Here is a 25,759-nt window from a genome sequence, read left to right as displayed (position 1 = left end):
CCCCGGTCGCCGCGGAAGTTGCCGCCGCTGAAGCCGCCAAAGCCGCCACCAGGTCCGCCGCCGAACCCTCCGGAGGGGCCTCCCCCAAAGCCAGCGCCGGGTCCGCCGCCAAAACCGCCGAATCCGAAGCTGCCCATCATGCCCGGCTGGAACAACGGGGTGGTCGAGGTGTCGGCCGTGCGGAGAAGTTCCCGCATGGCGGTGGCCGCGTCTCGTGCCCGCACATAGACGCACTTGTGGGACATTTGCTCGGCCGAGTTGCCATCTTCAACGTCTTGATTGCTCTCCAAGTCATTCACCACCCGGCGCAAGTTTGCGGCCGTGTCGATCATCACGAGGGCGTTCCGGTGTCTCAGAACAACCACCTCGCTGGACTTGCTCAGCATCTTTTTGACATCGTCCCGCATGTCTTCGGCTGACGCGGTTTTGAGCACCAAGACGACTTGGACAATGTCCTTGCCGCCGAGCGTCTTCAACTCTTCCAGCGTGACCCGGCGGACAAGCACGGGGTCGATGGGTTGGTCGGCGGGCCAGAGGCGGAAGGATTGTTCGCCCCGGATCAGCACGAAGTTCTTGGACATCAGCCCTTCGTTAATCACATCCGTGACTTCGGAGAGCGTGTATTTCCTCGCTTCACCCGTGCTGGTTTTTGGCGGGATGAAGTTGAAGGTGCCGTCCGGGGCCTTCTCAGTGGAGAGGAACGCGAGGCCGGTTTCGGCCGCGTACCACTCGATGACCTTGGCCCACGGCTTGTCGCTCATGGCGAAGGTGACGAGCTTTTCCTTCACCACCGGCTTGGCCGGGGGTTTGGGAGTCAGCGAGGGGACTTCCACCTTCGGGACTTCCACCTTGGGAAGTTCGATTTTGGGAGCATCCTTCGGGGTTTGCTGTTCAAACAGCGGGTCGGCGGCCCAGATGGCCCCGCCCACGAAACTGGTGGCCATGCCCGCCCCGATGAAGGAGCGCATCCACCGGCGAGGCCAGAAATGTTGCCTTGAATTGCTCGTCATCGTTCGTACTCCCCCGACGGAAAGGACCGCTTCGCCCCCGCGAATCGGCCAAGAATATCATCATTAGCCGTCATGCGGCCTGTCATTGCCGGTAATTTCGGCACAACCGGTTTTCATTATTGACCAGAACAACCGAAGTTTCAGGAAAGGTTAATCTTCGCGGGGCGATTGAACGACATGCCTCTTCCCCAAAATGCCGGAACTTGGATCTTAAACGTTCTTCGCAGGCTTCGCCATCTTTTCCTGTCGGGCAGGATGGGCGGGGGAAACGGACGCTTCACTCCCCGGTCAAAGGCAACCTCACCCCCCGGCCCCCTCTCCTAAAAGAGAGGGGGAGCAAGAGGGCGCGTATCGCAGGCAATAACTTCCCGTCTTCGTTGGCCGGTTTTGTTCCCCCTCTCTGTCAGGAGAGGGGGTTAGGGGGTGAGGTTGTCTTTGCGACCCTTTTTACCGTCCCGGATCCTCGTCGCTGCTCACCGCCAGCACGGACGGTTTGGCGTAGATTGCCTTGAATGCTTCGCGGGAAGTCAGCGGAGAGAGGCCGTCGAAGGAATTGCCGATGCTGACAACGCTGCAAAACTTCTCGTTCAAATGAACGGCCGACCAGAGGCCGCCGGCGACCATCAACGGGAACGTTGCTTTCTCCTTGGCTTTTTCCTTGTCTTCATAGATTTCCTCCACGATCACATCGGCGGCGTTGATCCGGCGGACCCGGAAGACTCGCTTGTTTTGGCCCGCATCGCTGCCGTAGATGATCTGCTGGCCGCCGGCCTTGTAAATGGTCTTTTTGCGGCCGTTCAGGTCGTAGGTCGCGTCCACGGAGATTTTGCCGCTCTCGGTCTGCGTGACGGTGTACTCGTGGTTGTTCAACTTGTCCCGGAACACCGCGACGAGCAGGCCGTCTTGCGGGTGGCCGACCACCGATGTCAACGTGATGAACTTGGAAATGTCATCCTCCGGATCCACCGAATCAGGGGTTTCGGGAGGAGGTTTGATGACGGGGGCCGGGCCGAAAAAGATGTTCTTCATCGAGATCGACTGATAATCCCGGTGCGGCTCGGCCAGCGACCCGGCGAGGGCAATCGGGCTTCCCCGGCCGCTTTCGTAGGAGTGCAACGCCATCCCGGTTGATCCGAGCCCGCCGGCGATGGCCGTCGCTTGCGGTATCGCGGCGTAAAGGGTGCCGCGATCAGCCGCGTTGTCCAGGACGATGGCTTCCACGTTAATCACCACGTCCAGTTCGGCCTTGGCCTGCGCCTTGGAGTCCGACGGCCGCTGGATGTTGATCTTCTTGATCATGTGCAACATCGGCTGATCGTAAAAATGCTTGAGGAACTCCACGAAGTAATAGAGTTCCCCCTTCGCGCTGATTTCGTAAGAGAGCCGGGTATAGGCGGTCTTTTTTCCCTCGACCACCGGGGCCGACTTGGAATCCGCCTCGGAGACCACCAGTTTGAAGGAACCGGCCGGGAGGCCCGAGCGTTCCAAGAGACTCTTGAGCAGGCGCGAATAGGTGCCGCGGGAGATGTTGACATCCCCCGGCAGGCTCATTTGCTTGATGGCCTTGAATTTTTCCTTGTCCATCTGGATTTCAAGCAGTTCGAGTTCTTTCTGGGAAACCTCCCCGCCGAGGGTGACGATTTGCTCGTTCAACTTGCCCATCGGCTCAATGATGAATTGGTAGGTGATGAAACCCAGCCCGACCAAGCCGAGGAAGCCGATCAGAACGATCACCAGCATGCGATCTTTGGTAATCATGATTCGGGCCCTCCGAAGCCGCCGGGGAATCCGCCGCCAAAACCGCCGCCACCGGGAAATCCACCGCCGCCACCAACCCCCCCTTTGCCGCGAGGGTTTTCCTCCGGGCCTGTCCGTTTGTCAGGCTTGAGGGAGGGGGGCTCGACCATCTTGCGGATGTACTCGTTTGGCATCCGGTGTTCCAGTTCCGCCTTGAGTTCGTAAAGCTGCATGTTCGAGCCGAGACGGCCGCCGGTGCCGCCGCGTGTTTGCGGCACAATGTCGTGATATTTCCGGTCGCTGGTCATCACGCTTTGCAGGTTGTTGAAAGCCTTGTCCGCGCTGGTCTGCACCTTCATGACGATCCGGCCGACGTTCTTGACCTTCGCCCCCTTTTCCGGATCGCGGGCCTCGCCCCGGAACAAGTCGAGCTTGGTGGTCTTGCTGTCCGGGAAACGGGAGGACATGTCGTAAAGTTCGTCCAGCCAGTTGATCCGCTTCTGATCCCATTCCCGGACGGCCTTGATCCGTTTCCTGTCCACTTCCAATTCCTTTAACGTGTCGTCCGCCGCTTTTTTTTCTTTGATTAACTGGGCGACCTGGCGGTCCTTGGCCATCACGCGGGTATAACCGAAGACCAACGCCCCCAAGACCAGCAGCAACACGCCGAACCCGGCCAGCGCCATCATGTTCTCTTTGCGACGGGACGGCGGCTTGGGTTCGCGGGGGGACAGGAAATCGACCGCCAGCGGCAGGGCGAGGGACTTCTGTTGCAGCAGCCCCACCAACCCGGCATAGTGGCCGCGTGTTTCCGGCGTCGTGTCGTTTTCGACGCCGAACAACGGGTCGAACCCCTGCACGGGGATGGTCAGCCCCGCCCGGATGCGGCCGGACCAGGCGCCGGCCGGGCCGCTGGCCTCGACGACAAACAGGGCCTCCACGGGTTGCTGCGGGGTCTGCCCGTTATAAACGGCGAGGTTGCGCTTGATTTCGCCAAGCAGCATCGCCTCGGAGTTCAACGCCCCGGCGCTCACGGCCCGCGAGAACAACACCTGATCGTCGCGGGCGATCATCAACTCGCCCCACTTGTCGCCCCGGCTGAGCATCGCCACGGAGGCCGAGCGGGACACGGGAGCGGTGACATCTCCCGTCTTGATCGCCCGCGTCAACGCCCCGAGCGAGCCGATCGGTCGGGGGGTGGCCCCGGCCAGTTTCAGCCCGGCGGCCGTGCAAAACTGGCGATATGCCTCCAGATATTCCCGGCGAAGCGAGACGATCACCGCCCGGCGCTGGCCGTCCGGCTCCGGCCGGGTGAGCGTGTAATAGTCAATGATGACGGCGTCGACGGCCTCCGTCAGATCTTTGCTCGCCTGAAAGCGGACGAGGGAGGCTTCCTCGGTCTCGGGCACGCCGGGGGGAATCTTCGCATCCTTGACGATGACCCTGTCCCGCCCGAGGGACACCAGCACCGGAGCCGGGGCGATTCCGGCGGCCTTGAGGGCCTCCCGAAACTCCTTCCCCAAGTCGGCGGCTGTCGCCACTGAAAGCGGCGCCTTGAGGGGCAGGGCGGCCGCCGACTCCAGCGTCGGCACGCCTCCTTTCGCCACTCCCGCCACCACATGGATGTGGGTTTGATCCACATCGATCGCCAGAAATCGTGACAAACGAACACCTGTGCTTGAAGTCAATAAACCGGGCAACCATTACAAACGGTCAGCCGATGAAAACAGAAGGACAACCCGGCGGCCGCCTCCGTGCCGGATCGCCGGGAGGCTCACTGTGAGATCGTGCGAGGGTCCACGGCCCGCCCCTGATCGGTCAAATCGCGGTAGTAAACGATCCGGGGCTTTCCTTGGTTCACGTCAATCACCGCCTCGATGCGGGCGATGGGACCGACCTCGTCGAAGTGGCCGACCGAGATTACGCGGTACACCTGCGTGCGGGCGGTGATGTAGCGCTCCAGCGCCTGCAAATCCGTGGACTTCATCCCGCCGCTGGAGATGAGCCAGGCGACGGTGTTGAAGGTGGTGTCCTGTGCGTCGCCGTTGAGGTAAGTGGGGCGGTTGTTGATGATCGATTGGACGTACTGCTCTGTCATACCCGGCAGGGCCATCAGCACGTCGTGCGGGGCGGTGTTCACATTCACACGGGCCGGAAGTTCCGCATTGGCCGAGGTGGTGCATTTGTCCAGCAGCGTGCCAAGCAGGTCGCTGCTGGACCCGTCGTTGGTCAGCGGGGAAGCGAAAGACATCGACGGTTGCTGGCGGTTCTGGCTGGTGACAGTGACCGAGGCTCCCATCAGCGAAAACAAGCTGGAAATCCGTTGCTTGGGCTGTGTTTGCGCGGTGATCGCCTGATTGACGGATTGTTGTAACTGGGCCGGACTGCCCGGCCGGGACTGGGTCGCCCCGCCGCCCCCCCCCATCCCGCCCCCCTTGGGGGAAGGGGCCGATCCGCCGGAACCGGAACCGGAACCGGAACCGGAGGAAGAAGAACTGGTTCCCCCATAAATCCGGTAGGCAATGATAAAGTTGGCGAGATCGGCCCCGACGGCGGTGGTCAGGTCGGTCATGAGCGTGTTGAGGTCGTTGCCGTTGAGGTTCACCCGTTTGGCGCCAGTGCTATCCACGTTCCGCTCCCGGCTGTAGACGGTGAGAAACGCGGACCAGCCGAGGGTGAAGCCAAGGCTGTCGTCCTCGCCGGGGTCGGTCTTGCCGTTGCGGTTTATGTCCGTGCCGTAAAGCAGCAGGGGGGTCACCCCCTTGACCAGCAGCAGCTCCTCAATGGTGTCCAGCGGGCCGTTTTTGCACTGATACGGCGGGGACAACGACGAGTAATACTGGCTCTCGGCCCCGCCGGTGCTTTCGGTGTCGTTCGGGTCCACCCAGTCAACGATGCACCAGGCGATTTCGTCCGTCATGTTCGTGAGTTTCATCAGCGCGTCGTGCAGCACCTGCCCGGTGGAGTCGGCCGCATAGAGGGCGTTGATGTTCAGCTTGCTCCCCTCGTCGATCATGCCGAACCGCATCGGCGCCATCCCGGAGGTAAGCACGGACTGGTCCGCGTAATTCGGGGAGACCAGCGAGAACCGGCCCTGCGCCCTGGCGTTGTCGCTTTCCTTGACGAGGACCGACTGAAACACCGAGGGATTGTCGTAGGGGTTGCTGTTGAGCGTGCCGGAAAAGGCGTCCGGGTCGGCCAGCATCGCGCAGGCATAATGAATGCCGGAATCGGCCAGAATGCGGGCCTCGTTGGTCTTCCGCATCCGGTCGGCCGCCAGATATTCCGCGTCCATCAGCGAGCTGTACTGGTAGGCCGCCAGCATAAGGACGGCGATCACCATCAACACGGCCACGATCACAAATCCGCCCCGGCGGGGGTTCGTCGTGCGTTGCCCGGTGATCGTCGTCCGTAACAGCATGGAAAGTCACTCGTTGATTTTGTCGTCAGATCACTGGTTGGTTGTCGTCAAGTCGGCGTCCGAAGTCGCCGGGCCGGCCGCCGAGCGAATGGCGATGGTGTGCCGGATTTCCTTGGGATCTTTGCCGGGCACGTTCACCCAAAAATGGACGCGAATGGCGGCGGGCGGCCCTTGCGGGGTTTTGCCATCGGCCCCGAGAGTGGTGCCGTCCCAGCTTTCCTGCCATGCGGAGCCATCCCAATATTCAAACAGCAGATCCGTGACTTCGTCTGCGATCACATAATCGGCCTCGGATTTGTCCTGCTCAATCACCGGGTCCGAGATGTTCGCCACTTGTTCCGAGGTGACGTAGGAAATTTCCTGCCGGGCCAGACCGCGATCCGCCAACAACCAGTAAGTGATCCGGCGAATGTCCGCGACAATCGGGGGGTTGTCAGAGTTCTGTTGGAGCAAGTTGGTTTTGACGGTCCGACTGACGAAGATCGTCAGCGTCGTGGTGTCCCCGACCACTCCGGCTTGAAACGGGATGGTGTCCGTCGTCGAAGTCGCATCCGTGATGGCGTCGCTGGAATCCGTCGTCGTCGTTGCGCCGGTGCTGTCGGTCGTGGTGGTGGTCGTCGTGGAACTTACCGCCGGGGCCACGGGGCCGAGGACCATCACCAAGTCGCTTTCAAACCGCTGGGTGACGGCCCGTTCCAACGTGGCTTGTTCAATAAGGTCGCGTCCGCTGCTGGCGAGCCGGAGTTGGATATCAAGGGCCACATAAAGGGCGGCCATCAGCACGAGGGCCAGCGCGCTGGCCAGCAACACTTCCAACAACGTGAAGCCGGAACGTCGTCTGATTGTCTGAAGTCTCATGACTTGCCCCCTCCTCGGCCACCACCTCCGCCTCCGCCACCCCCCGCGCCTCCACCACCACCTCCGCCGCCCGCGCCTCCTCCACCACCCGCGCCTCCTCCGCCTCCCTTGGTTGCCCCGCCCCCGGTGGCGCCCGCCCCGGTGGTTCCTCCAGTCGAACCCGAGGTGGTTGACCCGGAAGAGGAGGAAGAAGAAGTTGTCGTGCTCGTGTCGGCCAGCAACCCCTTTTGGGTCGGGTCGAACACATATTGGGCCAGGATAATCTCGACTTTACCGCGAGGCGTGTCCCGTGAAACGGTGATCTTGACCTTGTAAAGGTTCACGGCCGTGCCGTCGGCCGTGCATTCGGCGGACCATGACCAGTCCGGTTCTTCGTCAAAGACACCGCCGCCGCCGGAACTGACGCTTTCCACCCCGGAGACGAAGTCGTTCAATTTGGACTGGCACAACCGGTTGGCCCTGGTCAACTGGCTGATCTCCAAGGCCTGGTCGGCCGAGGAACTCATGAGCTGGCCAATGGCGACCAGCGAGAACAAGAACATCGCCGTGGAAACAAGCACCTCCAAGAGGGTGATGCCAGGCCGCCGACGGGAAACGGATCGCAATCGCATGTCACTTGCCCCCCGTTTTGGGTGCGTTTCGCACGCTGACGGCCCCGGTCATTGCCCGCACCCGAATCACGATGGGGCTGGTGTCGTCGTCCGCACTGAGAGTGATTTCGCGGTCTGACGCGCAAGAACCGTCCGGCAAAAAGGTGACAACGGTAGTCCAGCCGTCCGCGCTGGTTTCGCCGAGTCCGTCGGGCACAGTGAAGACGATCGACTTCGGCAATTCTCCCTCGCTGGTGTGCGAGGGCAGGGCGGTGTCCTCGCTGACGGAGGCGCTCGAATCTCCTGATGAACCGCCCCAAGACTCGGGCGAGTCTGGGGCGATGCGAAACTTGCCGGTGTTGGGCTGCACCGCAAAGCGATAGGGCCGCCCCTCGTCAATGGAATAAGCGCGGCATTCTGTCCACGACCCGCGCACCTGGTCGGCGGCGGCCTTCACACGAATATCCCCGTACATCGCGCTGATGCTCGGCATCGCGATGGCCGCGAAGGACACCAAAATCGCCATGACAAGGAGAACTTCGATGAGCGTGTAACCGGACCGGACTGCGGGGCGGGTCATGCGAAGGCCCCTTTCAAGTGGAGGAGATCGGAGTTTATTTCTTCGTGTCGCTGCGGATTTCCGCACCTGTCTCGGGGTTGCTCGTATGAATGTAATAGCTCGTCACATCATTGTTCTGAGTGCTGCCCATTTGGAACTGGTTGCCCCACGGGTCGGTCAGTTTGCTCACGTCGCCGCCATCGATGTAGCGGATGATGTCCTGAAGCGAATTCGGCGGGTTGCCTTCGTTTTTGATGATGTACGTCTGGAGTGCTTTTTGCAGGCTGATCGCCTGGATTTTAGCGATGTCATTCTTGTTTTCCTTCTGGACCTGAAGGACAGCCACGGTGGCGACGGACGCCAGCACCAGAATGATGGCCACGACGACCAGCACTTCAAGCAACGTGAACGCCGAACGGCGTCGCGCGGGGCTTTGCGGTTGAACCAAGATCATGGGAGGGAACTCCTGCGGGGGGCGACGAGGGATGCTGTAGACAGTATATCCGAGAACGTCCTTAAAGGGTCATGAGAGAAAATTGCCCAAGCCGGGAAAGAGTTTGGCCAATCTTTGCGGGCATGGCTTCCTGTTCTTTCCGCCACCTTAAAACCGCCTGATGGATTTCTGCCCCAAAATAATGCCGACAACTCGGTTTCGGGCTTCCGGGTTCATCTTTCCACACGTGCCGAAAAGTTACAGGCACCGCGCGAACACTTTCCTTGCGCAACCTTCACAAACGTTTGTCTTTGCGGGTTATCCGGGCCATGCTGTCCATGCTGGAAAATGGTTTTTGCGATCATTTTCCAGCACGTCACAGTTCTCGCCGCACTCGGAAGGCAAACGGATGCCTGATTCGGACCCCACATTTCGACTGGTCAAACCCCTGAAACCGGGGCAGGAACTGTCGTCGGCCGCCCGGAGTTCGGACACGAGAAGGCTGACGGCCGGCTCGCCGCCCGTTGACGGCGAGGACGACATTTTCACCGCCGGGTCGGCCTTCGTGAAGCAACATTCGCACGCCGAGTCCTTTTCCCATGTTCCCCCCTTTCTGGGGCCGTACCGGATTCTGCGCCCCCTTGGCCGGGGGGGGATGTCCCGCGTTTTCCTCGCCGAACATCAGCATTTGCGGCGACAGGTGGCCATCAAGATTTTGCCGAAGTCGATGGCCGCCGATCCGGTGATGCGGGAGCGTTTCAAGCGGGAGGCCCGGGTGGTCGCCGCGCTTGACCATCCGAACATCGTCCGGGCCTATGACTTGATGGAATCGGATGGATTCCATTTCTTCGTGATGGAATACGTCGCCGGAAGAGATCTCGACCGCGTCCTGCGGGAATCCGGCTCGTTGTCGACGCATAAGGCGGTGAAACATGCCATCAAAGCCGCGACCGGGCTGAATCACGCCCATGAACGGCAAATGATCCACCGGGATGTGAAACCCGGCAATCTGCTGCTGGACGAGACGGGGACCATCAAAATCCTCGATTTGGGGCTCGCTCGCTTCAACGGGGAACTGGACGACCAGTTGACAGCCCGGCTCGACAAGGGCACTGTGATTTGCACGCCCGAATATGCCGCCCCGGAACAAATCATCGATCCCGACAAAGTGGATCAACGGGCGGACGTTTATTCCCTCGGGGCAACCTTATACGCGCTCCTGACCGGGCGCTCCCCGTTTCACGACCAACCGACCCGGCATCTCACGTCGGTCCGGCACCGCGAGGCTCCGCCGCTCCATCATCTGCAACCGGAAATCCCGCGCGCGCTGTCGGGGGTCGTCCGTCGCATGATGGCCGGTGATCCGGCCCGGCGCCCGACGAACATGGATGAGGTCATCCGTCTCCTCGAACCGTGGTCCGAGCCGCAGACCCTTGATGACACGGTTGTCAACCTGATGGAAGACACCGTCGAACAATCGTCCGATATTGTCTGCGTCACGTTGCCTGACCCACAATCACCTGAGCCGGAACCGGCCCGGCCCGTTCGCCGGTTAACACGGCGGCCAATCATTTCGGCGGCCGCCTGTGTCTTGGGTCTCTCGGCATTGGTGGCATGGGCAAACTGGCGGACGCCCGAGACGAACGAGGGAACGCCGACCGCCAATCAGTTGGCGAGCGTGTCCGAACCATCGGAACCAACTCGAACCGTTTTGTGGATGGATTTCAGAGCAATGGAACCGGGATCGGCGACGGTGAACCGGCTGGCCATGACGGAAATGGCCGGAGCGTGGCCGTCGAAATGGAATCTGACTTCCGTGGAAGGGACGACCGGGCGCGGCGGGCTGGAGACGGCCGCCGAAGAGGCCCGGCTGTTCGTCGAAACGATCGACGGCCCCGGCCACACGCAATTGGAACTCGGCCGCAGTCTGGCGAGCATGCAACCCGGCCGCCATTACCGTTGCCGCGTGGCCTATCGTTGTCCGCAAGGGCTGCGGGCGGAAGTGTTTTCGATTTGGAATTCGGATCGTTCCTTTGCCCGCCGGCTCGCGGAGACGCCGGACGGAGAGGGAACCGTCGAATGGTTGGAATCGCCCGCCACCCCCGCCCGGCTGAGCGTCGGATTCACGGCGTGGAAAGCCGCCGGAGGCGCGAGGCTGGAGGTTCGGTCGGTCGAGATCATTGAGGAGGATTTCGATCCCGCCATCGGCCGGGCGATTTGTCAGCTCAATCCCCGGATGATGACGTCCGGCGTGATGACGCGGGCCGTCCGGGGCGGGGAGATCGCCCGCTCGGGGGCGGGGCGGTTCCCCGAGGAGTGGAGCATCGATCCCGAGCCGGATTGCTCCCTTCCCGCGATGGTCGCCGTGGAAACCGGTTCGGTTTCGCGGGTGATCTCGGTGGCCGAGGGGACAAGCCTGTTCACCCCCGATCCGCAGATTTCGCTGGCCAGGGGGCACACCTATCTGGTCCGTTATGATTATCGTCTCCCTTCCGGCGGCCGAGCTTCCTTGGGAATCGGCCTCGCGGCGGGCCAGGCCGATTTCGCCGAATTACCGTTGGGCGAGCAAAGCGTTTCCCGCGTGTCCCAAGCCATCCTGAAGCCAGACCACGACGGCCCCGCCTTCCTGAGTTTCCGGCACGAAGTGTCGCCGGGATTCGGCACACGAGCCAGGGGGACGTTGCATCTGCGGTCGCTGGAGATCCTGGACCTCACCCCCGAATCCGATTCCGAGATCGTCTACCGGCTGGAAACACCCGCCCGTGGTTTTCTCACCAAGATGCGGGGCGACGAACCCGTCGAGGGGGGGGCGCCGGGAACCTGGCCCGGCTTGTGGAGCGGCAGGGGACGAGGCATCGGCACGGCGGACTTCCAGTTCGCGCCGCCGGGCAGCGGAGAGATCGTCGCGTTGCGGGGGAATGGCAGCATCGCCGAAATGCACAGCTCCCGCCCCTTGGCGAAGCTGGTCGCGGGGCGGCGATACGAAGTCCGGGTGACTTACCGAACCGACGGGGGCGGGACGGGGATGTTGGACATCAAGGATGCCCGCCAGCCGATGGCCCGCCACGGGGCGACGTTAAATGACACGCGGGGGGAATGGCAGATCACCACCCGCCAACTGTCGCCGGACCGGGACATGGCCGTGCGAATCGGCCTCCGAAACGACGGGACCACACCCGAAAAGACTCTGCGCATCCGCGAACTGGTCATCCGGGACGCGGGACCGGCGACACAGAATTGAGAACCGCCTCAAACTCGACGGCTGTCGCGGATTCCGCTAATTGATGGGACAAACGCTCCAGCGTTTCCAGATCTTCCACGCCCGCCACCCGGTTCGCCAGCGGCAACCCTTCCAACAGGAACCGGGACAAAATCGTCTCCCGGAGAACGGCTCTCGCCTCCTGCCGGGCAGCCTGCTTTTGCTGTTCGGCAATCTGCTTCTGCTGTTCGGCGGCCTGCCGGTCTCGTTCGGCGGCCTGCCGGTCTCGTTCGGCGAGTTGACTCATCTTTTCGCCAAGTTCCCTCTCCAATCGCGCGTAGCGCCGTTCTCGGGCAGTGTGATCGGCCCGGCCCATCCAGCGTTCTTCATAGACGAGGCGTTCGGCGTCAGTCATGGCCAGTTGCTCCAGCACGTTCACGGCTTCCCTGATTGTTTCATCTTTCATCGGTTCGGGCAAGTTGGCCGTGTCCAATTCCTCCGCGTGGCGCATCAGGTAGCACCAGCGATCAAGCGAGGTTCGCAGTTCCTCGGCTTCGAGGCGAAACTTGGGGAGTTCCACAAAGTGCATCTCGAATTGATCCGACAGAAGAAGCTCCGGGGGTTGGTCCGCCCGCAGATGAAACACCGTGTGGTGGCCGGGCGTGTCGAACAACACGTGGTCGAGGAACGAGATCATGATCGTCGGCCGGAGTTCGCCGTAGTTTTCGCCTTGATGCAGTTGTTCCACATATCTCTTGGACCAATAATACACGCACCGCCCGGGAAGCCGTCCGTCGCCAGCACTTGCATTTCCACAAGATACAACCGGCCGTCGGCGTCGCGGGCCTTCACGTCGAGGATCGAGAGCTTGTCCTCCGGGGATACCTTCACGCTGAACGGGTTCAGAATTTCGATGTCGGTGATGGGAGCCCGTAATCGCATCACCATTAGCGCGTTCAACAGATGGATCAACAGGTTCTTGTGGGCGGGAGAGCCGAACAATTTTTTGAAGGCGTAGTCCACCTTCGGATCGATCCCCAAGATCACGAGCCAATCTCCGAAGCGAGTATCGAGAGGCCATCGTAACCGATGGTTTCAAAACGGGCCAACTTGTTTTCGCGCTTGAGCAGTGCCCCCGGTCGGGATATCCTTTCCTCATACAACCCACCGCGAGTCACTCTCCCCATGAAGAACCTGTTGTCGGCCCTGATCGTGGGCCTTGTCTCTGTCGTCGCCGGCGCCGCCGAGCCGATCAAGGTGTTGATCGTTGACGGGCAGAACAACCATAATTGGAAGGTTACGACGCCAATTTTGAAGAAGATCTTGGAAGAGACGAAACTCTTCACTGTCGATGTCGCCACTTCCCCGCAGGGAAAGAGCGAAAAGCCGGTCGTGTTTCGGCCGAAGTTCTCCGATTATCAAGTCGTCGTCTCCAATTACAACGGGCAGGCATGGCCCAAGGAAACGCAGGCTGACTTCGTGAAGTTCGTCACCGATGGCGGCGGTTTCGTCGCCGTCCACGCGGCTGACAACTCCTTCCCCGAATGGCCCGAGTACAATGTGATGATCGGCGTCGGCGGGTGGGGCGGCCGCAACGAGAAGTCCGGGCCGTACATCCGGTTCCGCGAAGGCAAGTTCGTGCTGGACACCACCAAGGGCAACGGCGGTTCGCACGGGGCCTTTGCCCCGTTCGTCGTCGAAACACGCGACGCTGAACATCCGATCACCAAGGGGCTGCCGGAGAAGTGGATGCACGCCGGGGACGAACTGTATGACCGCCTTCGCGGTCCTGCCAAGAACGTCACCGTGCTGGCCACGGCCTTCGCCGACCCGAAAAAGGGTGGGAGCGGTGAAAACGAGCCGATGTTGATGGTGATTCCCTACGAAAAAGGCCGCGTGTTCCACACGACGCTCGGCCACAGCGATGTCTCCATGAAGTGCGCCGGTTTCCAAGTGACCTTCGCCCGAGGCGTGGAATGGGCGGCCACCGGCAAGGTGACGCAAGCCGTCCCCGCTGACTTCCCGACCGCTGAAAAGGTTTCGGCCCGGCCGTGAAAAAGAGTTTCATGTTCCAAGTTTCAAGTTCCAAGTTGAAAGCCAAGTCGAGTCCTCTGCCCGGCAATTCGCATCCCGGCATACAAGAATGGTTTTCAACTTGGAACTTGAAACTCGAAACTTGGAACTCATACCTTGGAACCCTTGCCCGAATTTCCGCATCGAATGACGTATGCCCGCGAAATGAGATCCCATGTCGGAAGCCAAGCCATCGTCGGTTGATCGTCGTGACTTTCTGCGGACCAGCGCCGCCGCCGGGGCGGCGTTGTCCCTCACGGCGGCCAGCTATGCGCGCGTGGCCGGTTCCAATGAGAAACTTGGCGTCGCCGTCTTGGGTTGCGGCGGGCGGGCGCAGGCCCATCTGAATACGTTGTTGAAATTGCGCCGCGACGGGCAGGCCGTTTCCGTCGTCGGCGTGTGCGATGTGTGGGACGGGCAGGAAGACACGTTTGACCACGAATTCCCGGTCGGCACAGTCACCCGACGAAACTATTCGCAGGGCTTGTATCCCTCGGCCAAAAAGTGCGGCCTGAACCCGAACGACACCAACCGGGTGACCAAGGATTTTCGCCGGCTGATCGACCTGAAAGACGCGGACGTGATCTGCGTGGCGACACCGGACCACTGGCATGCCCGCATGACCTTGGACGCCCTCGCGGCCGGCAAAGACGTCTACTGCGAAAAGCCGATGACCCGGACGACGGCCGAGGCCCAGGCGGTCGTCGATGCGGCCCGCAAGCACAACCGCGTGGTGGTCGTTGGCGTGCAATCACTCGCGGACGCGACATGGTCGAAAGCCCACGAACTAATTCGCGGCCATCGCATCGGCCCGGTGGTGATGGGGCAGACGGGCTTCCACCGCAACGACATTCGCGGCCAATGGCGCTATTACCGGCTCACGCCGCAGATGACGCCGAAGACCGTTGACTGGAAGATGTTTCTCGGCTCGCAATTCGAGGTCAACGGCGAACCTGTCGGCCCGACGACGGATGTGCCGTTCGACCGGGCCAAGTTCGCCCAATGGCGCTGTTATTGGCCCTTTTCCGGCGGCGTCTTCACCGATCTGTTGACGCACAAAACCACCCAATTCCTCGCGGCGACCGGCCTTCGCCACCCCCGCCGGGTGATGGCGGCGGGGGGCTTGTTCTGGGAACACGACGGCCGGGATGTTCCCGATGTCGGCACGGTGATCGCCGACTTTGACGAAGGCGTGCAACTCCTCTTCACGGCCACCACGGTGAGCGGTTACCCCGTGGAGGAAATCCTGCGCGGCCGCCTTGGCACAATGAAGTTCGTCAAAGGGGGCATCCAGCTCATCCGCGACGACCCCATGCGCGGCTCCGGCCTCCCCGCCCGGTTGGAAAAGAGCATCGAGCCGACGGAAACCATCGACGTCGCCCCGCCAAGCAACGAAACGCAGGCGATGTGGGAACATTTCTTGGAATGTGTCCGCACACACAATCGCTCTACCCTCTGCCCGCCGGAACTCGGAGCGGCGGCCGTCACCATCGCCGCCTTGGGAGTGGAAAGCTTCCGCACCGGCCAAGTGCTGACATGGGACAAGGAAGCCCGCCGCCCAACCGCCTCCAACGGTGCCGCTTGGGCCGGCAACTGGGAAACCCGAAGCCACAACCGCGAACGCTTCGCCGGCCTCCAGCCGCCGAAATACATGGGCCTGGCGGGCGATCAGGAAGGGTGAGGAGCCGGTACGGATTAGAGAAAGGGACCGGACTCGCTTTCTTGGCCCCACTCCTTAAGAATGCGACGGGCGGACTTGGCCACTTCGTCGGACCCGGCTGCCACGGCTCGAAACAGTTCCATCACCTCGGCCGTCGGGCCGAGCGCCTTCAGCCCGCTCATGACTCCGCATCGCACCTCCTCGGATTCCGCCTCATCCCGGAACCGCTCGGCCGACACCGTGACAATCACGGGCAAGTCGATGTACGCATCCGACACGCGGGCGAGCCAGCATTTGACCAGCCAGTCGTCCTCCCGCCGCAGCGTGTCCGCGACACATTCGCCGATGAGCCGGTGCGCTTCCGCATCCGGGGCCGGGTCGATCCCGAACCACTTGAGCAAGTGGCAGCGGGCCATGTCGTACTCGTCGGTGTTGCCGAGGATGGCGAGGAAGAAGGCGAGGACATCCCGGTCTCCGAGGTGGTCTTCCAGTTCCTCAAGCACTTGGATTTTGCCACATGCCTCCCCCTTGGCGTCGAACGGGGCGGCGTGATACGCGGCGATCTGTTCGGCAAGCCCTGCCACCATCGGGAAGCCCTCCCTTGCCGGACAACCCCGCCAGGCGGTTGTCATAACACGCGCGACTTTGAACCCGGTCACTCACACAGCGTTTTGTGCAGCCAGTACCGTGAGCGGCCGTCCCGGTAGTCAGGCAATTCTCCGCAGATGCGATAGCCGCGTTGGAGGAAGAAATCGGCCGTTTGGGAAGTGGCCGTGTCGAGGCACGCTCGCCGACATCTCCGCGTTTTGGCTTCCGTCTCGGCGGCGGCCAGCAACTGTGTGGCATGCCCTCGCCGTCGAAGCGGTTCGGCCACCCACACGAACTCCACTTCCAGCCAAGAACCGTGGGTGTGAGACAGAAGGCCGCCAAGCACTTCTCCCGTCGGGTCGCACAACGAGACAAAGAGTTGCCGCCATTCGCCGCCGGTGTTCCATCGGTGATATTCCGTCAGATGATCGGCCAACAGCCGCAAGGTGGCGAGCCGACGGGCATCGTCCGTGTCGAACACGGTCAGCGTCATGTCACCCATTGAAGACATCCCCAAGCTCTTGGTACCACCACTGGCCGGTCTGCGACGGACGGCGTTTCCCCCTGATGCCGGATGAGTCAACGCATGATATCACACTCGGGCAGATTCTTTCGCAACTCGGCGACACCGGCGTTTGTTACCTTGGTTTTGAAGAGGCCCAGAAGCCGCAGTAGTTTGAGTCCCGCCAGTTCCTTTAATCCCGCGTCCGTCACCTCGGTATTGGAAAGGCTCAGAGACTGCAGTTGCTGAAGCCCGGCCAATTCTTTCAGTTCCACATCCGTCAACTCGGCGCCGGAAAGATTCAGAAATTCCAGTTGTTTGAGCGCGGCCAGTTCCTTCAGCCCGGCCGCCGTCATCTTGACGCCGGATAGGTCCAGGTCTTCCAGTTGTTTGAGCGCAGTCAGTTCCTTCAGCCCTGCCTCCGTTATCTTCGCGTGGTGAAAGTACAGTGACTTCAGTTGTTTGAACGAGGCCAAGTCCTTCATAAACGCGTCCGTCACCGGGGTGCCTCGCAGGTCCAATGACTGGAGTTGTCGCAGACCGGCCAGTTCCTTCAGTCCCGTGTCTGTCACTTTCGTGCAGAAGAGTCTCAACTGCCGCAGTTGTTTGAGCTCGGCCAGTCCCTTCAGCCCTGCGTCCGTCACCGAGGTGCCGCCGAGGTTCAGCGACTGGAGTTGTTCAAGCCCGGTCAGTTCCTTCAGGCCCGAGCCCGTCACACTGGCGTTGTCCAGACTCAGCGACTTTAGTTGCTTGAGCGCCGCCAGTTCTTTTAATCCCGCGTCTGTCACGTTGGTGCCGTCGAGGTCCAGTGACTGGAGTTGTCGCAACCTGGCCACTTCTTTCATCCCTGCGTCTGTCACTTTCGTGTAGACAAGACCAAGCAACTTCAGTTGATTGAACGCGGCCAGTTCCTTCGCCCCCGCGTCCGTCACCTGACCGGCGAAGATTCTCAGCGATTTCAATTGTTTGAGCGCGGCCAGTTCCTTCAACCCCGCATCCGTTACTTTGGTGTTGCTGAGGTTCAGGGATTGGAGTTGCGTGAATCCGGCCAGTTCCTTCAACCCTGCGTCCGTCGGGGTATCGGAGAGATCCAGCCCGAATTTCTGCCCCGGCGACGGCAGTTTGTTCAACAACCCGGCCTGCCACGCCTTCAATCGGAATGCGGGTATTTCCGCGGGCATGCCATTTTCGCCGCGCCGGAAATTCAGATCGTCAGGCTCCATCCACCCGGCCTCGGCCCCTGCTTTTTCCCAGGCGGCCACCACCTCCGCCGGCAGCGGCGACGGGTCCTCCGGCTGGGCCAACGCCATGCCGTTCAACAGAGCTGACAACACAACCGCCATCAGGACTCGTCGCATGATATTGCCTCGGTTTGGGAATCCGTGATGCCGGTCGTCTCTCGCACCGATGCAGAAAAACTTGCAAGTCTGTGAGTTCCGGCCAGGCGGCAAGTTGGTTTTGCATTAACCAACTTGCCGCCTGGCCGGTCGGAAATTCACTTCACCAAAGTGGCATTCTCAACCAAGACATATTCATCATCTTGAAGGCCGGCGCAGAGACCCCGGAGAGTTAGTTTTTGGCCTTCTTTGACCTTTCCGGCCGACTTGGTGGCCTCGGGGGTCAGGCGGCATTCCAAGTATGGTCCCTTCTTGGCGCGGAACAAGACGATGAGTTCCTTTTTGTCGGCGGCGATCACTTCCGTCACTTCGCCCGTGACTTCGATTATTTTGCCTTTGTAAGTCTTGTTCGCGTCATCCTCATCCTTCTCATACTCTTCGATGAGTTTCTTCTGCTCGATTTTGACCGTTTCGCCGGGAGGCACGCCATCAAGTGCGATATCCCTAGCCAGCTTGCAGTTCGTCAGGATGACATACTTGGACCGACGATCAACCCCCTTGCATTTGCCGCGAATCGTGACGGTTTTGCCCTGCTCGATCCCCGCCAGTTCGGCCTGCGTTGCCGAGCCGAAATCGCAATCAATCGTGTCTTCCCGGCTCCCCAGTTCGACCGTGATGCGGCCGGGCCGCTCCTTGGAGACGAGTTTCACCTGACCGGTTACTTCCAGCACCTTGTCCTTGTAAGTTTGATCCGCCTTGATGACGTTCGTGTCGTACTCCCGGCAGAGTTGCGCCGCCGAAATCTTGGTGGCGTCGGCCACTTCCACTTCCATGTCTGCGACCTTGTTCGATGCGTTGGCCATGAACAAGATCCAAACCCCGGCGATCAACATGCTGAAGACGCTGGTGATGATCCCGGCGATTGGCAATCCCTTGCCGTGATTCGACGATCTGGCGACGAGCAGGCCAATCCCCCCAAGCACCAAACCGAGGGCTCCCCCAAAGATGGCGATCGCACCGACACACGGCATAAAGCTCACCAACAGGGAGATAATCCCTTGAATCAGCGAGAGCAGCCCGAGAATGCTCAGGGTTTTGGCCGGAGCGGTCCGGGGTTGGTCGTCGTCAAAATCCCGGCGGGGCCGGCGGGGACGATCATCTTCAAATTCATCGCGACGATCCGGCCGGCGACGCGGTCGGTCGGCATCCTCAAAATCATCACCGTCTGGACGAGAAGCTGCCATGAAGAACTCCTGAAATTTGTTGAGTCGGATGATGACAAGGCGGGGATTAATCGGCCTGCAAAAGTTAGAATATGACCAACGTGGGCCGGCGTGTTGTGATGGCAAAAATCATCTGACGATGGCTCTGTCGGCTTAACCGCGAATCAGCCCCAAAGAACGCAAAATTTCTGTTGCCCCCGCAATATGGCCAGGCACCTTGATGCTTCCCCTCTCATATCTCATCGGTGTCCACAATCAGCCCCCCGGCGGCGAGCAGCACGGCATGGGGACCGGCGGTGTCCCAATTGTTAAACGCCCCGCCGAGTCCTTTGTTGATGCCGGAGACATCGCATTCGCCTCGGGCATGCCATGCAGGTTCGCAACGAGGATGGCCAGGCGAGACATGATGATTCCTTGATCGGCGTAATATTCTTGGCTATAAGCAATTGCTGCGATGATGCTTCCGACGCCCTTCGGCGATTGGTGATCGGATCTTCCCACGGAAAAGATCCGCCGTCAATCTTCGTTACCAAGCGCTTGCCGATCACCGGAGGCCACCAATTTAGCTGTTAACAAACGGCTGCATTTTTGATGGTTCTGGAGCAAATTTCAAATTGACATCGCGTCGGGGCCACCCGTCCTCCGTTGGCGGGGCGTGCTACGGTATCGGAAGAATCAAGCGCAGTTCGGGGGCGGGTCGATGGCTTTGTGGCGAATCATTCGCGAGGCGGCGGTTCGATTTCCCGACCGAATCGCCGTGAGCGTCGGCGAACAGCATATCACTTACACCCAATTGGATGATCTCGTGGAACGGGTGGCGGCGGGGCTTCGATTTCAGGGCTTGGGGGAGTCGGATCGCGTCATCACGTTTCTGGGCAACACTATCGAACATCTGGGCCTCTTGCTGGGTTGCTTCCGGGCCGGTCTGGTGGCCGTGCCGCTGGCGCCCTGGTCGATCCCGGCCCAAATTCGGCACGCCGTCCGCAGCAGCGGGGCGCGCGGCATCGTGGCGCCGACGGCCACGCTTCGTGCCGTCTTCGAGGGGCATGAAGAACTCCGGCCGGAAGTGATGGTCACGGTGGGCGACCTCAATCCGCCTCCCCCCGTCCTCCCTTGGGAAATCATCGAGGCCGGCCCCGGCCAATCGCCGACCGAACCGGACCCGCGTCTCGATCATCTGGCGATGATCGTTTACACCTCGGGAACCACGAACCGGCCGAAAGCCGTCATTCACACGCAGAACCGGATGGCCCGGCGGGCGCTGGCCTTCGCGGACGACACGGGCCTGACCTCCGAGGACGTGGCCTTCGTCGCCGCCGGGATTTGCCGGCCGATGATCCTCCTCGGGCAGATCATGCCAATGTGCCGGGCGGGGGGCCGGTGCGTGATGATCGAATCCCCCAAGCCGGGCCTGTTCTGGAGTGCCTACAAGAGCAGGCCGCCGAAAACATACGTCATGACGGGAACCGGCACGACCGACGCGCTGTTTGCCAATCCGGCCGCCCGTGACGCCGACCACTCGGCCCTTCGGCTCTGGATCGCGGGGGGTGACATCGTTCCCAAGGGGCTGCACGGCCGGTTTCGGGAAACCACCGGCCGGGATTTGGTGGAAATGAGCGGGATGACCGAGACGGGATTTTTTGCGATCAATCCCCTCTCTGGCCCGGTGCGGCCGGGTTCGTGCGGCCGGTTGATGCGCGGGGTGGAGATTCGCCTCCTTGGGCCGGACGGCCATGAGGCGCCGGCCGGGGAGGCGGGCGAGATCGCTATCCGCAGCAACGACCTCATGTTTGGCTATTGGAACGACACGGCGGAAACCTTCCGCGTCCTCCGCGAAGGCTGGCTGCACACCGGCGACCTGGCCCGGATCGACGACGACGGATTCTTATGGCACTTGGGGCGGGCGCAGAACATTATCAATCGAGGCGGCCGCCGGATTTCTCCCACGATCATTGAACAGGCCCTGAGCCATCACCCCGCGATCACGCGCGCCGTGGTCGTCCCCGCCCCGGATACCGCCAGCGGTCAGGTTCCCTTTGCGTTCATGACACTCCGCGCAGGCCATGACCGGCCCGACGAGGCCGGGTTAAAGGCTTGGCTCGCGGATCAACTCGATACCTGCTCCATGCCAGAGGGCTTCGCCTACATCGACGAATGGCCTCTGACCTATCACGGCAAACTCGACCGTGCTCGGCTCACGTGGATCGCCGCCAACGGTGGAGAGCCTTTCTGAACACGTGGCCGGAGATTTTACCCCACCAGATCCTTGATGACCCGGCCGCCGTTGACAATCGGCACCGGGCGGCCGAGCGGGGTGGTGTAGGTCTTGCTGCTGTCGATGCCCATTTGGTTGAAGATCGTCCGCAGGATGTCTTCGACGCTCACTGGGTCGGCGGTGGGTTCGGTGGCGTTTTTGGTGGTGGCGCCGATCACGATGCCGGGTTTGACGCCGCCGCCAGCGAAGAGGACGCTTTGGGCGGCCGACCAGTGGTCGCGGCCGGCCTGGGCGTTCACCTTCGGCGTGCGGCCCATTTCGCCCATCATCACCACGAGGGTGCTGTCCAGCAGGCCGCGATCTTCGAGGTCGGTCACAAGGGCGCTGAAGGCGTGGTCCACGCTGGGGATCAGGTCTTTTTCAAGGCTCGGGAAGCAGGTGAAGTGCGTGTCCCAACCGCTGTGGTCGGTGCCGACGAACCGGCAACCGGCCTCCACCAACCGGCGGGAGAGCAGCGCGCATTGGCCGAGGGTGGTGTAGCCGTAGGCCTCCCGCAATTTCGCCGGTTCGGATTTGATGTCGAACGCCTTGCGGGCGGCGGGGGAACTCATCAAATCGCGGGCCTTGTCGTAATAGGTGGCCATCGTCCCGGCTTTCCCGGCGGCTGATTGCGATAGATCCAAGCCGCCGAGCAATTTCTGACGGCGGGCGTCCCGCTTGGCGTCGATCCCCTCGACGGGAAGCAAATCTCGCACTTCAAAATCCGGCTGGACCGGGTCCCCCTCGATCACGAACGGCGCGTGTTCGGCCCCGTAGAAACCGGGTCCGCCGGCGGTCAGCGGGTGGGGCATGTTGATGTACGGCGGGACGGTGCCGCGATTGCCGAGTTCCCGCGAGACGACCGAGCCGATGGACGGATACAGCACGTTGTTCGGCTTGCGGCTGTTGGTGCCGTCGGCGAAGTCGGCCTTCACGCCGGTCATCACATAGTGGTAACCGGTGGTGTGGCCGTTGTCGTTGTGGCTGTGGCTGCGGAGGATTGTGTATTTGTTGGCGATCTTGGCGCATTTTGGCAAATGTTCGCCAATGAACGTCCCGGGCACGTTGGTCGGAATTTGCTTGTACGGCCCGCGAACCTCGGCCGGGGCGTCCGGCTTCATGTCCCACATGTCGATGGTGCTGGGGCCGCCTTCCAAGAAGAGGAAGATGCACGACTTCGCCTTCACCGGAGCCTCCGTCCCGGCGAACGCCTGCATCTGGAGCAACCGGGGAAGGGACAACCCGCCGAGCATCCCCACGGTGCCGATGTGGAGGGCCTGGCGACGGGACATCGGTCGGGTGCGGAATGACGACATGGTCTTTTCCTTTTAACTTCGGCGTTCTTCCCAACACAAAAAGCTCAATGTGCGTTGAAGCAGACCCCCTCCAACTCCCCCTTGCCAAGGGGGAGAGCAAAACCGGCCTCTCTTCCAAGGCTAATGGTTTTGGCAACGACCGGATTTCCTCTCCCCCTTGGCAAGGGGGAGCTGGAGGGGGTCTCTTCGGTTTTAATCCAAAGGCTCAATCAAAGTAATGCAAAATCAAGCAACATTTGCAATGATTCCAAGAGCCCCACTGCGTCAGCGGTGGGGGTAGCTGTCACACTTGGAAAACACCCCCACCGCTCACGCAGTGGGGCTCTTGCTCAAGTGTCTGTTGATTTTCCACTCACAACCAACCCCGGCCATGTGTTCAGCCGCCGAGGCCACCTTTCACCGGTTGTACAAAAACTCTTTGCTGTTCAATATCGCCCACAATACATCTTCGGTCGCGTTCTTCCGGTCGCCGTCGGCGAAGGCTTCCAGCATTTTGGCCCGTTCGGTGTCGTTGGGGCGGCGGCTCAGGGCGGTCAGGAAGACTTCATCAATGATCGCCTCCGGCTTTTTGTCGGAGTCGGAGAGCTTGCGGGCCAGGCCGTTGCGGGAGCGGACCTTGGCGCCGATCTCCGGGGAGTTCATCAGGTGCAAGGCTTGGGCGATGCTTGGGTCGGTGCCCCGTTCGCATTCACACACGCTATATCGGACCGGGCGGCCGAAGATGTGGAAGAAATACGAGGGCATCCGGTTGTCCCACACTTGGATGGCCCGGTAGCCTTCCGGCCAGCCGTTGAACTTCTCCGCAACGCCGGTCACTTGCGACACGGCATCCAACAACACTTCGGCCGGCATCGGCTTGACGGCGGCATGGGAGAAGTTTTGCTCGTCCGTCTGGTTGGCCGGTGTGGGCTTGCTGCTCAATTGATAGGCCCGCGACAGCAGCAGCGTCTTGGTGAAGGCTTTCAGGTCGTATTTCTTTTCCCGCAAATGGGCGGCGAGGGCGGCCAGCAGCGGTTCGTTGGAGGCCGGGTTGGTGGCCCGCATGTCGTCGAGCGGTTCGACCAAGCCCCGGCCGAAATAGTGGGACCAGAGGCGGTTGGAAATCGCCGGGGCAAAGAACGGGTTCTCCGGCCCGGTCATCCAGTCGGCCAACACCTTGCGGCGGTCGTCCGTCGGCGCGTATTCGCGGGAAGCGGCCCCGAGGGGCTTGGCGGGGATGGTTTGTGTGCCATTCGCTTTCTTGGAAACCTTTGGGCCAAGATCCACGCCCCCCTTCCAGACGACGGCCTCCGAACCGCCCGGCAGGGGTTTGCGAGTGACGCCGGAGAACATTCCGGCCAGCGCCCAGTAATCGTCCTGTCCCCAACGTTCCGAGGGGTGGTGGTGGCACTCGGCACATTCGATCCGCACGCCGAGGAACACTTGGCTAATAGAGCGGGCGGCGATTTCCGGGGTGCCGAGCGATTTGTACAACGCGGCCGGACCTTCGGCGGTTGTGCTGCCCTGGGCGGTCACGATGTCGCGGGTGATGGCGTCATATGGGCGGTTGTCGGCGAACTGTCGGCGAATCCACCGGGTCATCGCCACCGCGCCTTGCGGGGTGACGGCGTCCTTGTCCACCTTCAAGATGTCGGACCATTTCAAGGCCCAAAAGTCGGCATACTCGGGCCGATCCAACAAGCGGTCGATCAGTTTCGCCCGTTTGTCCGGCGAGGCGTCGGCGAGATAGGCTTTCGCCTCGTCGGCGGTCGGGAGGGTGCCGATGGTGTCGAGGTAAACTCGCCGCAAGAACGCGGCATCCTCGGCCGGGTCGCTCGGGGGGATGCCAAGGCGTTCCAGTTTGTCCCAAACATGTTTGTCAACAAAGTTCGCCTCGGCCGGCCGGGGGAACTTCACTCCCGGTCGCGGGAGGGTCACCCGGCAGACGGTGACTTGGCCCATGTAGCGGACCAAGATGGCGGCTTCACCCGGCTTGTCCCCGGCGGTCACCAAGCCGCGCCCGTCCACCCCGGCGATGGTTCCGGCGTTGGAGTCGTACTCGGCCTCGGCGGTCACGCAGCGGCGGGAGCCATCGGCGGCGACAGCCGTCACCCGCAGTTGTTGGGTGCTTCCAAGGGCAAGGGTCCGTTGGCTCGGTTCCACTTCAATCGCTGTCACCGGCGAAACGGGGGAACCGGAGTAGAGGGTGCCTTCTTTGAGCCAGCGCATCAGGCGGCGATAGCGAAGATTGTCCTTGTCCAGCTTCTTGCCGCCGCCGTGGGGGATTTGGCCGGTTCCTTTCGCCAACAACAGACTGTTTTCGGGGGAGGCGGGGAAAATCCGGCGGCCACGGGCGTCGTTCACCAAGGCTTGATAATCGGCGGCCGGGTCGAAGCCGAAAACGCTGAGCTTGAAACCGGCCTGCCCCTCGGCCTTGCCGTGGCAGCCGCCGCTGTTGCAGGAAGCCTTGGTGAGAATCGGGATGATTTCCTGCTCGAACGACACCGGCCGGGGAGCCTTCAACCCGGTGACTTCAACGGGAATGCGGATCGTTTCCCCGCTGTGGGTGATGCGCACTTCCGTGCGGCCCTCGGCCTTGGGTGTCACCATTCCGGCGGCATCCACCCCGGCGATGGCGGGATCGGCGATTTCGTATTTGGCGGTGCGGGTGCCGTCGGCGGCCGGAAGAGTAACCAGCAATTGCTGCGAGGCTTCCGGGTTGTCCAGTCGCACGGCAGGGGGAGTCACGACCACGGCGGCGCGGGCGGGCGCAATCCCGAAGACAAGCGACAACAGCACGGCCCAAAGCGTCTTGGTCATGGAACCACTCAGAGTCGGCGGGCGTGGAGAGAGCGGCCGTTTGGCGGGGTAGGTTGACAAAGGCAACTATATCCCGGCCTAGAGGCCAACACAAGCAATAATTGGCGACAGATGTCCGGCCGTCAGATTGAAACAATGGTCTCACACAGTCATGTTTATGTCATAACTCCTTATCCACATGAACCTTTCTTGAACATTTT

At 61.5% G+C, this 25,759-nt stretch carries 20 protein-coding genes; 4 read left to right on the top strand and 16 right to left on the bottom strand.

Going from position 1 to position 25,759, the window contains the following annotated elements:
• From BGIM_RS67560 to BGIM_RS0141575, 8 genes are all read right to left on the bottom strand, one after another.
• A partial coding sequence (locus tag BGIM_RS67560; RefSeq protein ID WP_238537819.1) for a hypothetical protein occupies positions 1 to 1,010 on the bottom strand: 1,010 nt, incomplete at its 3' end.
• A gap of 447 nt (positions 1,011 to 1,457) precedes the next feature.
• Positions 1,458 to 2,768 carry a hypothetical protein gene (locus BGIM_RS0141605; protein ID WP_020475520.1) on the bottom strand — a complete coding sequence of 437 codons (1,311 nt, stop codon included), beginning with the start codon at positions 2,766 to 2,768 and terminating at the stop codon, positions 1,458 to 1,460.
• Complete coding sequence (gene pilM / locus BGIM_RS55270) at positions 2,765 to 4,411, bottom strand: type IV pilus biogenesis protein PilM (protein ID WP_020475519.1); 1,647 nt, start codon at positions 4,409 to 4,411, stop codon at positions 2,765 to 2,767. Before pilM ends, BGIM_RS0141605 begins: the two co-directional genes overlap by 4 nt.
• 110 nt (positions 4,412 to 4,521) lie before the next feature.
• A complete protein-coding gene (locus tag BGIM_RS0141595) occupies positions 4,522 to 6,168 on the bottom strand; it encodes a type II secretion system protein GspK (RefSeq protein WP_020475518.1) in 1,647 nt (548 codons plus the stop codon).
• Between the two features lie 30 nt (positions 6,169 to 6,198).
• Complete coding sequence (locus BGIM_RS0141590; protein WP_020475517.1) at positions 6,199 to 7,026, bottom strand: prepilin-type N-terminal cleavage/methylation domain-containing protein; 828 nt, start codon at positions 7,024 to 7,026, stop codon at positions 6,199 to 6,201.
• Positions 7,023 to 7,637, bottom strand: a complete 615-nt coding sequence (locus BGIM_RS66210) for a type IV pilus modification PilV family protein (protein ID WP_020475516.1) — start codon at positions 7,635 to 7,637, stop codon at positions 7,023 to 7,025. The genes BGIM_RS0141590 and BGIM_RS66210 overlap by 4 nt, the downstream gene beginning before the upstream one ends.
• A gap of 1 nt (position 7,638) precedes the next feature.
• Positions 7,639 to 8,196, bottom strand: coding sequence for a pilus assembly FimT family protein (locus BGIM_RS0141580; protein ID WP_020475515.1), 558 nt, complete (start codon positions 8,194 to 8,196; stop codon positions 7,639 to 7,641).
• A 34-nt stretch (positions 8,197 to 8,230) separates the two neighbouring features.
• A complete protein-coding gene (locus tag BGIM_RS0141575; protein WP_020475514.1) occupies positions 8,231 to 8,629 on the bottom strand; it encodes a prepilin-type N-terminal cleavage/methylation domain-containing protein in 399 nt (132 codons plus the stop codon).
• 388 nt (positions 8,630 to 9,017) lie between these two features.
• Between BGIM_RS0141575 and BGIM_RS59230 the strand changes: the two genes are divergently transcribed.
• The gene (locus BGIM_RS59230) at positions 9,018 to 11,849 is read left to right on the top strand and encodes a serine/threonine-protein kinase (protein WP_157369824.1); all 2,832 of its coding nucleotides are present in this window, start codon (positions 9,018 to 9,020) and stop codon (positions 11,847 to 11,849) included.
• On the opposite strand, the gene BGIM_RS0141560 is transcribed toward BGIM_RS59230, so the two are convergent.
• Both BGIM_RS0141560 and BGIM_RS67970 read right to left on the bottom strand, forming a co-directional pair.
• Entirely contained in the window at positions 11,815 to 12,555 is a 741-nt protein-coding gene (locus tag BGIM_RS0141560; RefSeq protein ID WP_040891985.1) for a PD-(D/E)XK nuclease family transposase, read from the bottom strand. The genes BGIM_RS59230 and BGIM_RS0141560 overlap by 35 nt on opposite strands.
• Positions 12,501 to 12,854 (bottom strand): PD-(D/E)XK nuclease family transposase, encoded by a 354-nt coding sequence (locus BGIM_RS67970; protein ID WP_029631730.1) that lies wholly within the window; start codon positions 12,852 to 12,854, stop codon positions 12,501 to 12,503. Before BGIM_RS67970 ends, BGIM_RS0141560 begins: the two co-directional genes overlap by 55 nt.
• 138 nt (positions 12,855 to 12,992) lie before the next feature.
• On the opposite strand from BGIM_RS67970, the gene BGIM_RS0141545 reads away from it, so the two are divergent.
• Positions 12,993 to 13,862, top strand: coding sequence for a ThuA domain-containing protein (locus BGIM_RS0141545; protein ID WP_029631728.1), 870 nt, complete (start codon positions 12,993 to 12,995; stop codon positions 13,860 to 13,862).
• 193 nt (positions 13,863 to 14,055) lie between these two features.
• A complete protein-coding gene (locus BGIM_RS0141540) occupies positions 14,056 to 15,561 on the top strand; it encodes a Gfo/Idh/MocA family protein (protein ID WP_020475511.1) in 1,506 nt (501 codons plus the stop codon).
• Positions 15,562 to 15,575: 14 nt separating this feature from the next.
• Here the strand turns inward: BGIM_RS0141540 and BGIM_RS0141535 are convergent, their stop codons facing one another.
• From BGIM_RS0141535 to BGIM_RS55250, 4 genes are all read right to left on the bottom strand, one after another.
• Positions 15,576 to 16,127, bottom strand: coding sequence for a hypothetical protein (locus tag BGIM_RS0141535; protein ID WP_020475510.1), 552 nt, complete (start codon positions 16,125 to 16,127; stop codon positions 15,576 to 15,578).
• A 68-nt stretch (positions 16,128 to 16,195) separates the two neighbouring features.
• Positions 16,196 to 16,630: a GNAT family N-acetyltransferase gene (locus BGIM_RS55255; RefSeq protein ID WP_020475509.1), complete on the bottom strand. Its 435-nt coding sequence runs from the start codon at positions 16,628 to 16,630 to the stop codon at positions 16,196 to 16,198.
• A 77-nt stretch (positions 16,631 to 16,707) separates the two neighbouring features.
• The gene (locus BGIM_RS0141525) at positions 16,708 to 17,988 is read right to left on the bottom strand and encodes a leucine-rich repeat domain-containing protein (protein WP_020475508.1); all 1,281 of its coding nucleotides are present in this window, start codon (positions 17,986 to 17,988) and stop codon (positions 16,708 to 16,710) included.
• Between the two features lie 137 nt (positions 17,989 to 18,125).
• Positions 18,126 to 19,211: an OB-fold protein gene (locus BGIM_RS55250; protein WP_020475507.1), complete on the bottom strand. Its 1,086-nt coding sequence runs from the start codon at positions 19,209 to 19,211 to the stop codon at positions 18,126 to 18,128.
• A gap of 679 nt (positions 19,212 to 19,890) precedes the next feature.
• Here BGIM_RS55250 and BGIM_RS0141510 point away from each other — a divergent pair.
• A complete protein-coding gene (locus BGIM_RS0141510) occupies positions 19,891 to 21,423 on the top strand; it encodes a class I adenylate-forming enzyme family protein (RefSeq protein ID WP_020475505.1) in 1,533 nt (510 codons plus the stop codon).
• A gap of 17 nt (positions 21,424 to 21,440) precedes the next feature.
• Here BGIM_RS0141510 and BGIM_RS0141505 read toward each other — a convergent pair whose 3' ends face one another.
• Together BGIM_RS0141505 and BGIM_RS0141500 are read right to left on the bottom strand one after the other, a co-directional pair.
• Positions 21,441 to 22,760 carry a DUF1501 domain-containing protein gene (locus BGIM_RS0141505; RefSeq protein WP_020475504.1) on the bottom strand — a complete coding sequence of 440 codons (1,320 nt, stop codon included), beginning with the start codon at positions 22,758 to 22,760 and terminating at the stop codon, positions 21,441 to 21,443.
• Between the two features lie 396 nt (positions 22,761 to 23,156).
• Complete coding sequence (locus tag BGIM_RS0141500; RefSeq protein ID WP_020475503.1) at positions 23,157 to 25,559, bottom strand: DUF1549 domain-containing protein; 2,403 nt, start codon at positions 25,557 to 25,559, stop codon at positions 23,157 to 23,159.
• Positions 25,560 to 25,759 lie beyond the last annotated feature (200 nt).

It is taken from the genome of Zavarzinella formosa DSM 19928 (genome assembly GCF_000255705.1).
GTDB classification, from domain to species: Bacteria; Planctomycetota; Planctomycetia; order Gemmatales; family Gemmataceae; genus Zavarzinella; species Zavarzinella formosa.
This window is presented reverse-complemented; position numbering and strand designations above follow the sequence as displayed.

Coding starts and splice junctions, on each gene's coding strand:
- BGIM_RS0141510 (WP_020475505.1), top strand. CDS start 19,891: ATGGCTTTGTGGCGAATCATTCGCGAGGCGGCGGTTCGATTTCCCGAC.
- BGIM_RS0141605 (WP_020475520.1), bottom strand. CDS start 2,768: ATGATTACCAAAGATCGCATGCTGGTGATCGTTCTGATCGGCTTCCTC.
- BGIM_RS66210 (WP_020475516.1), bottom strand. CDS start 7,637: ATGCGATTGCGATCCGTTTCCCGTCGGCGGCCTGGCATCACCCTCTTG.
- BGIM_RS0141590 (WP_020475517.1), bottom strand. CDS start 7,026: ATGAGACTTCAGACAATCAGACGACGTTCCGGCTTCACGTTGTTGGAA.
- BGIM_RS55250 (WP_020475507.1), bottom strand. CDS start 19,211: ATGGCAGCTTCTCGTCCAGACGGTGATGATTTTGAGGATGCCGACCGA.
- BGIM_RS0141535 (WP_020475510.1), bottom strand. CDS start 16,127: ATGGTGGCAGGGCTTGCCGAACAGATCGCCGCGTATCACGCCGCCCCG.
- BGIM_RS0141505 (WP_020475504.1), bottom strand. CDS start 22,760: ATGTCGTCATTCCGCACCCGACCGATGTCCCGTCGCCAGGCCCTCCAC.
- BGIM_RS59230 (WP_157369824.1), top strand. CDS start 9,018: ATGCCTGATTCGGACCCCACATTTCGACTGGTCAAACCCCTGAAACCG.
- BGIM_RS0141545 (WP_029631728.1), top strand. CDS start 12,993: ATGAAGAACCTGTTGTCGGCCCTGATCGTGGGCCTTGTCTCTGTCGTC.
- BGIM_RS0141500 (WP_020475503.1), bottom strand. CDS start 25,559: ATGACCAAGACGCTTTGGGCCGTGCTGTTGTCGCTTGTCTTCGGGATT.
- BGIM_RS0141580 (WP_020475515.1), bottom strand. CDS start 8,196: ATGACCCGCCCCGCAGTCCGGTCCGGTTACACGCTCATCGAAGTTCTC.
- BGIM_RS0141540 (WP_020475511.1), top strand. CDS start 14,056: ATGTCGGAAGCCAAGCCATCGTCGGTTGATCGTCGTGACTTTCTGCGG.
- BGIM_RS0141525 (WP_020475508.1), bottom strand. CDS start 17,988: ATGCGACGAGTCCTGATGGCGGTTGTGTTGTCAGCTCTGTTGAACGGC.
- BGIM_RS0141575 (WP_020475514.1), bottom strand. CDS start 8,629: ATGATCTTGGTTCAACCGCAAAGCCCCGCGCGACGCCGTTCGGCGTTC.
- BGIM_RS55255 (WP_020475509.1), bottom strand. CDS start 16,630: ATGGGTGACATGACGCTGACCGTGTTCGACACGGACGATGCCCGTCGG.
- BGIM_RS0141595 (WP_020475518.1), bottom strand. CDS start 6,168: ATGCTGTTACGGACGACGATCACCGGGCAACGCACGACGAACCCCCGC.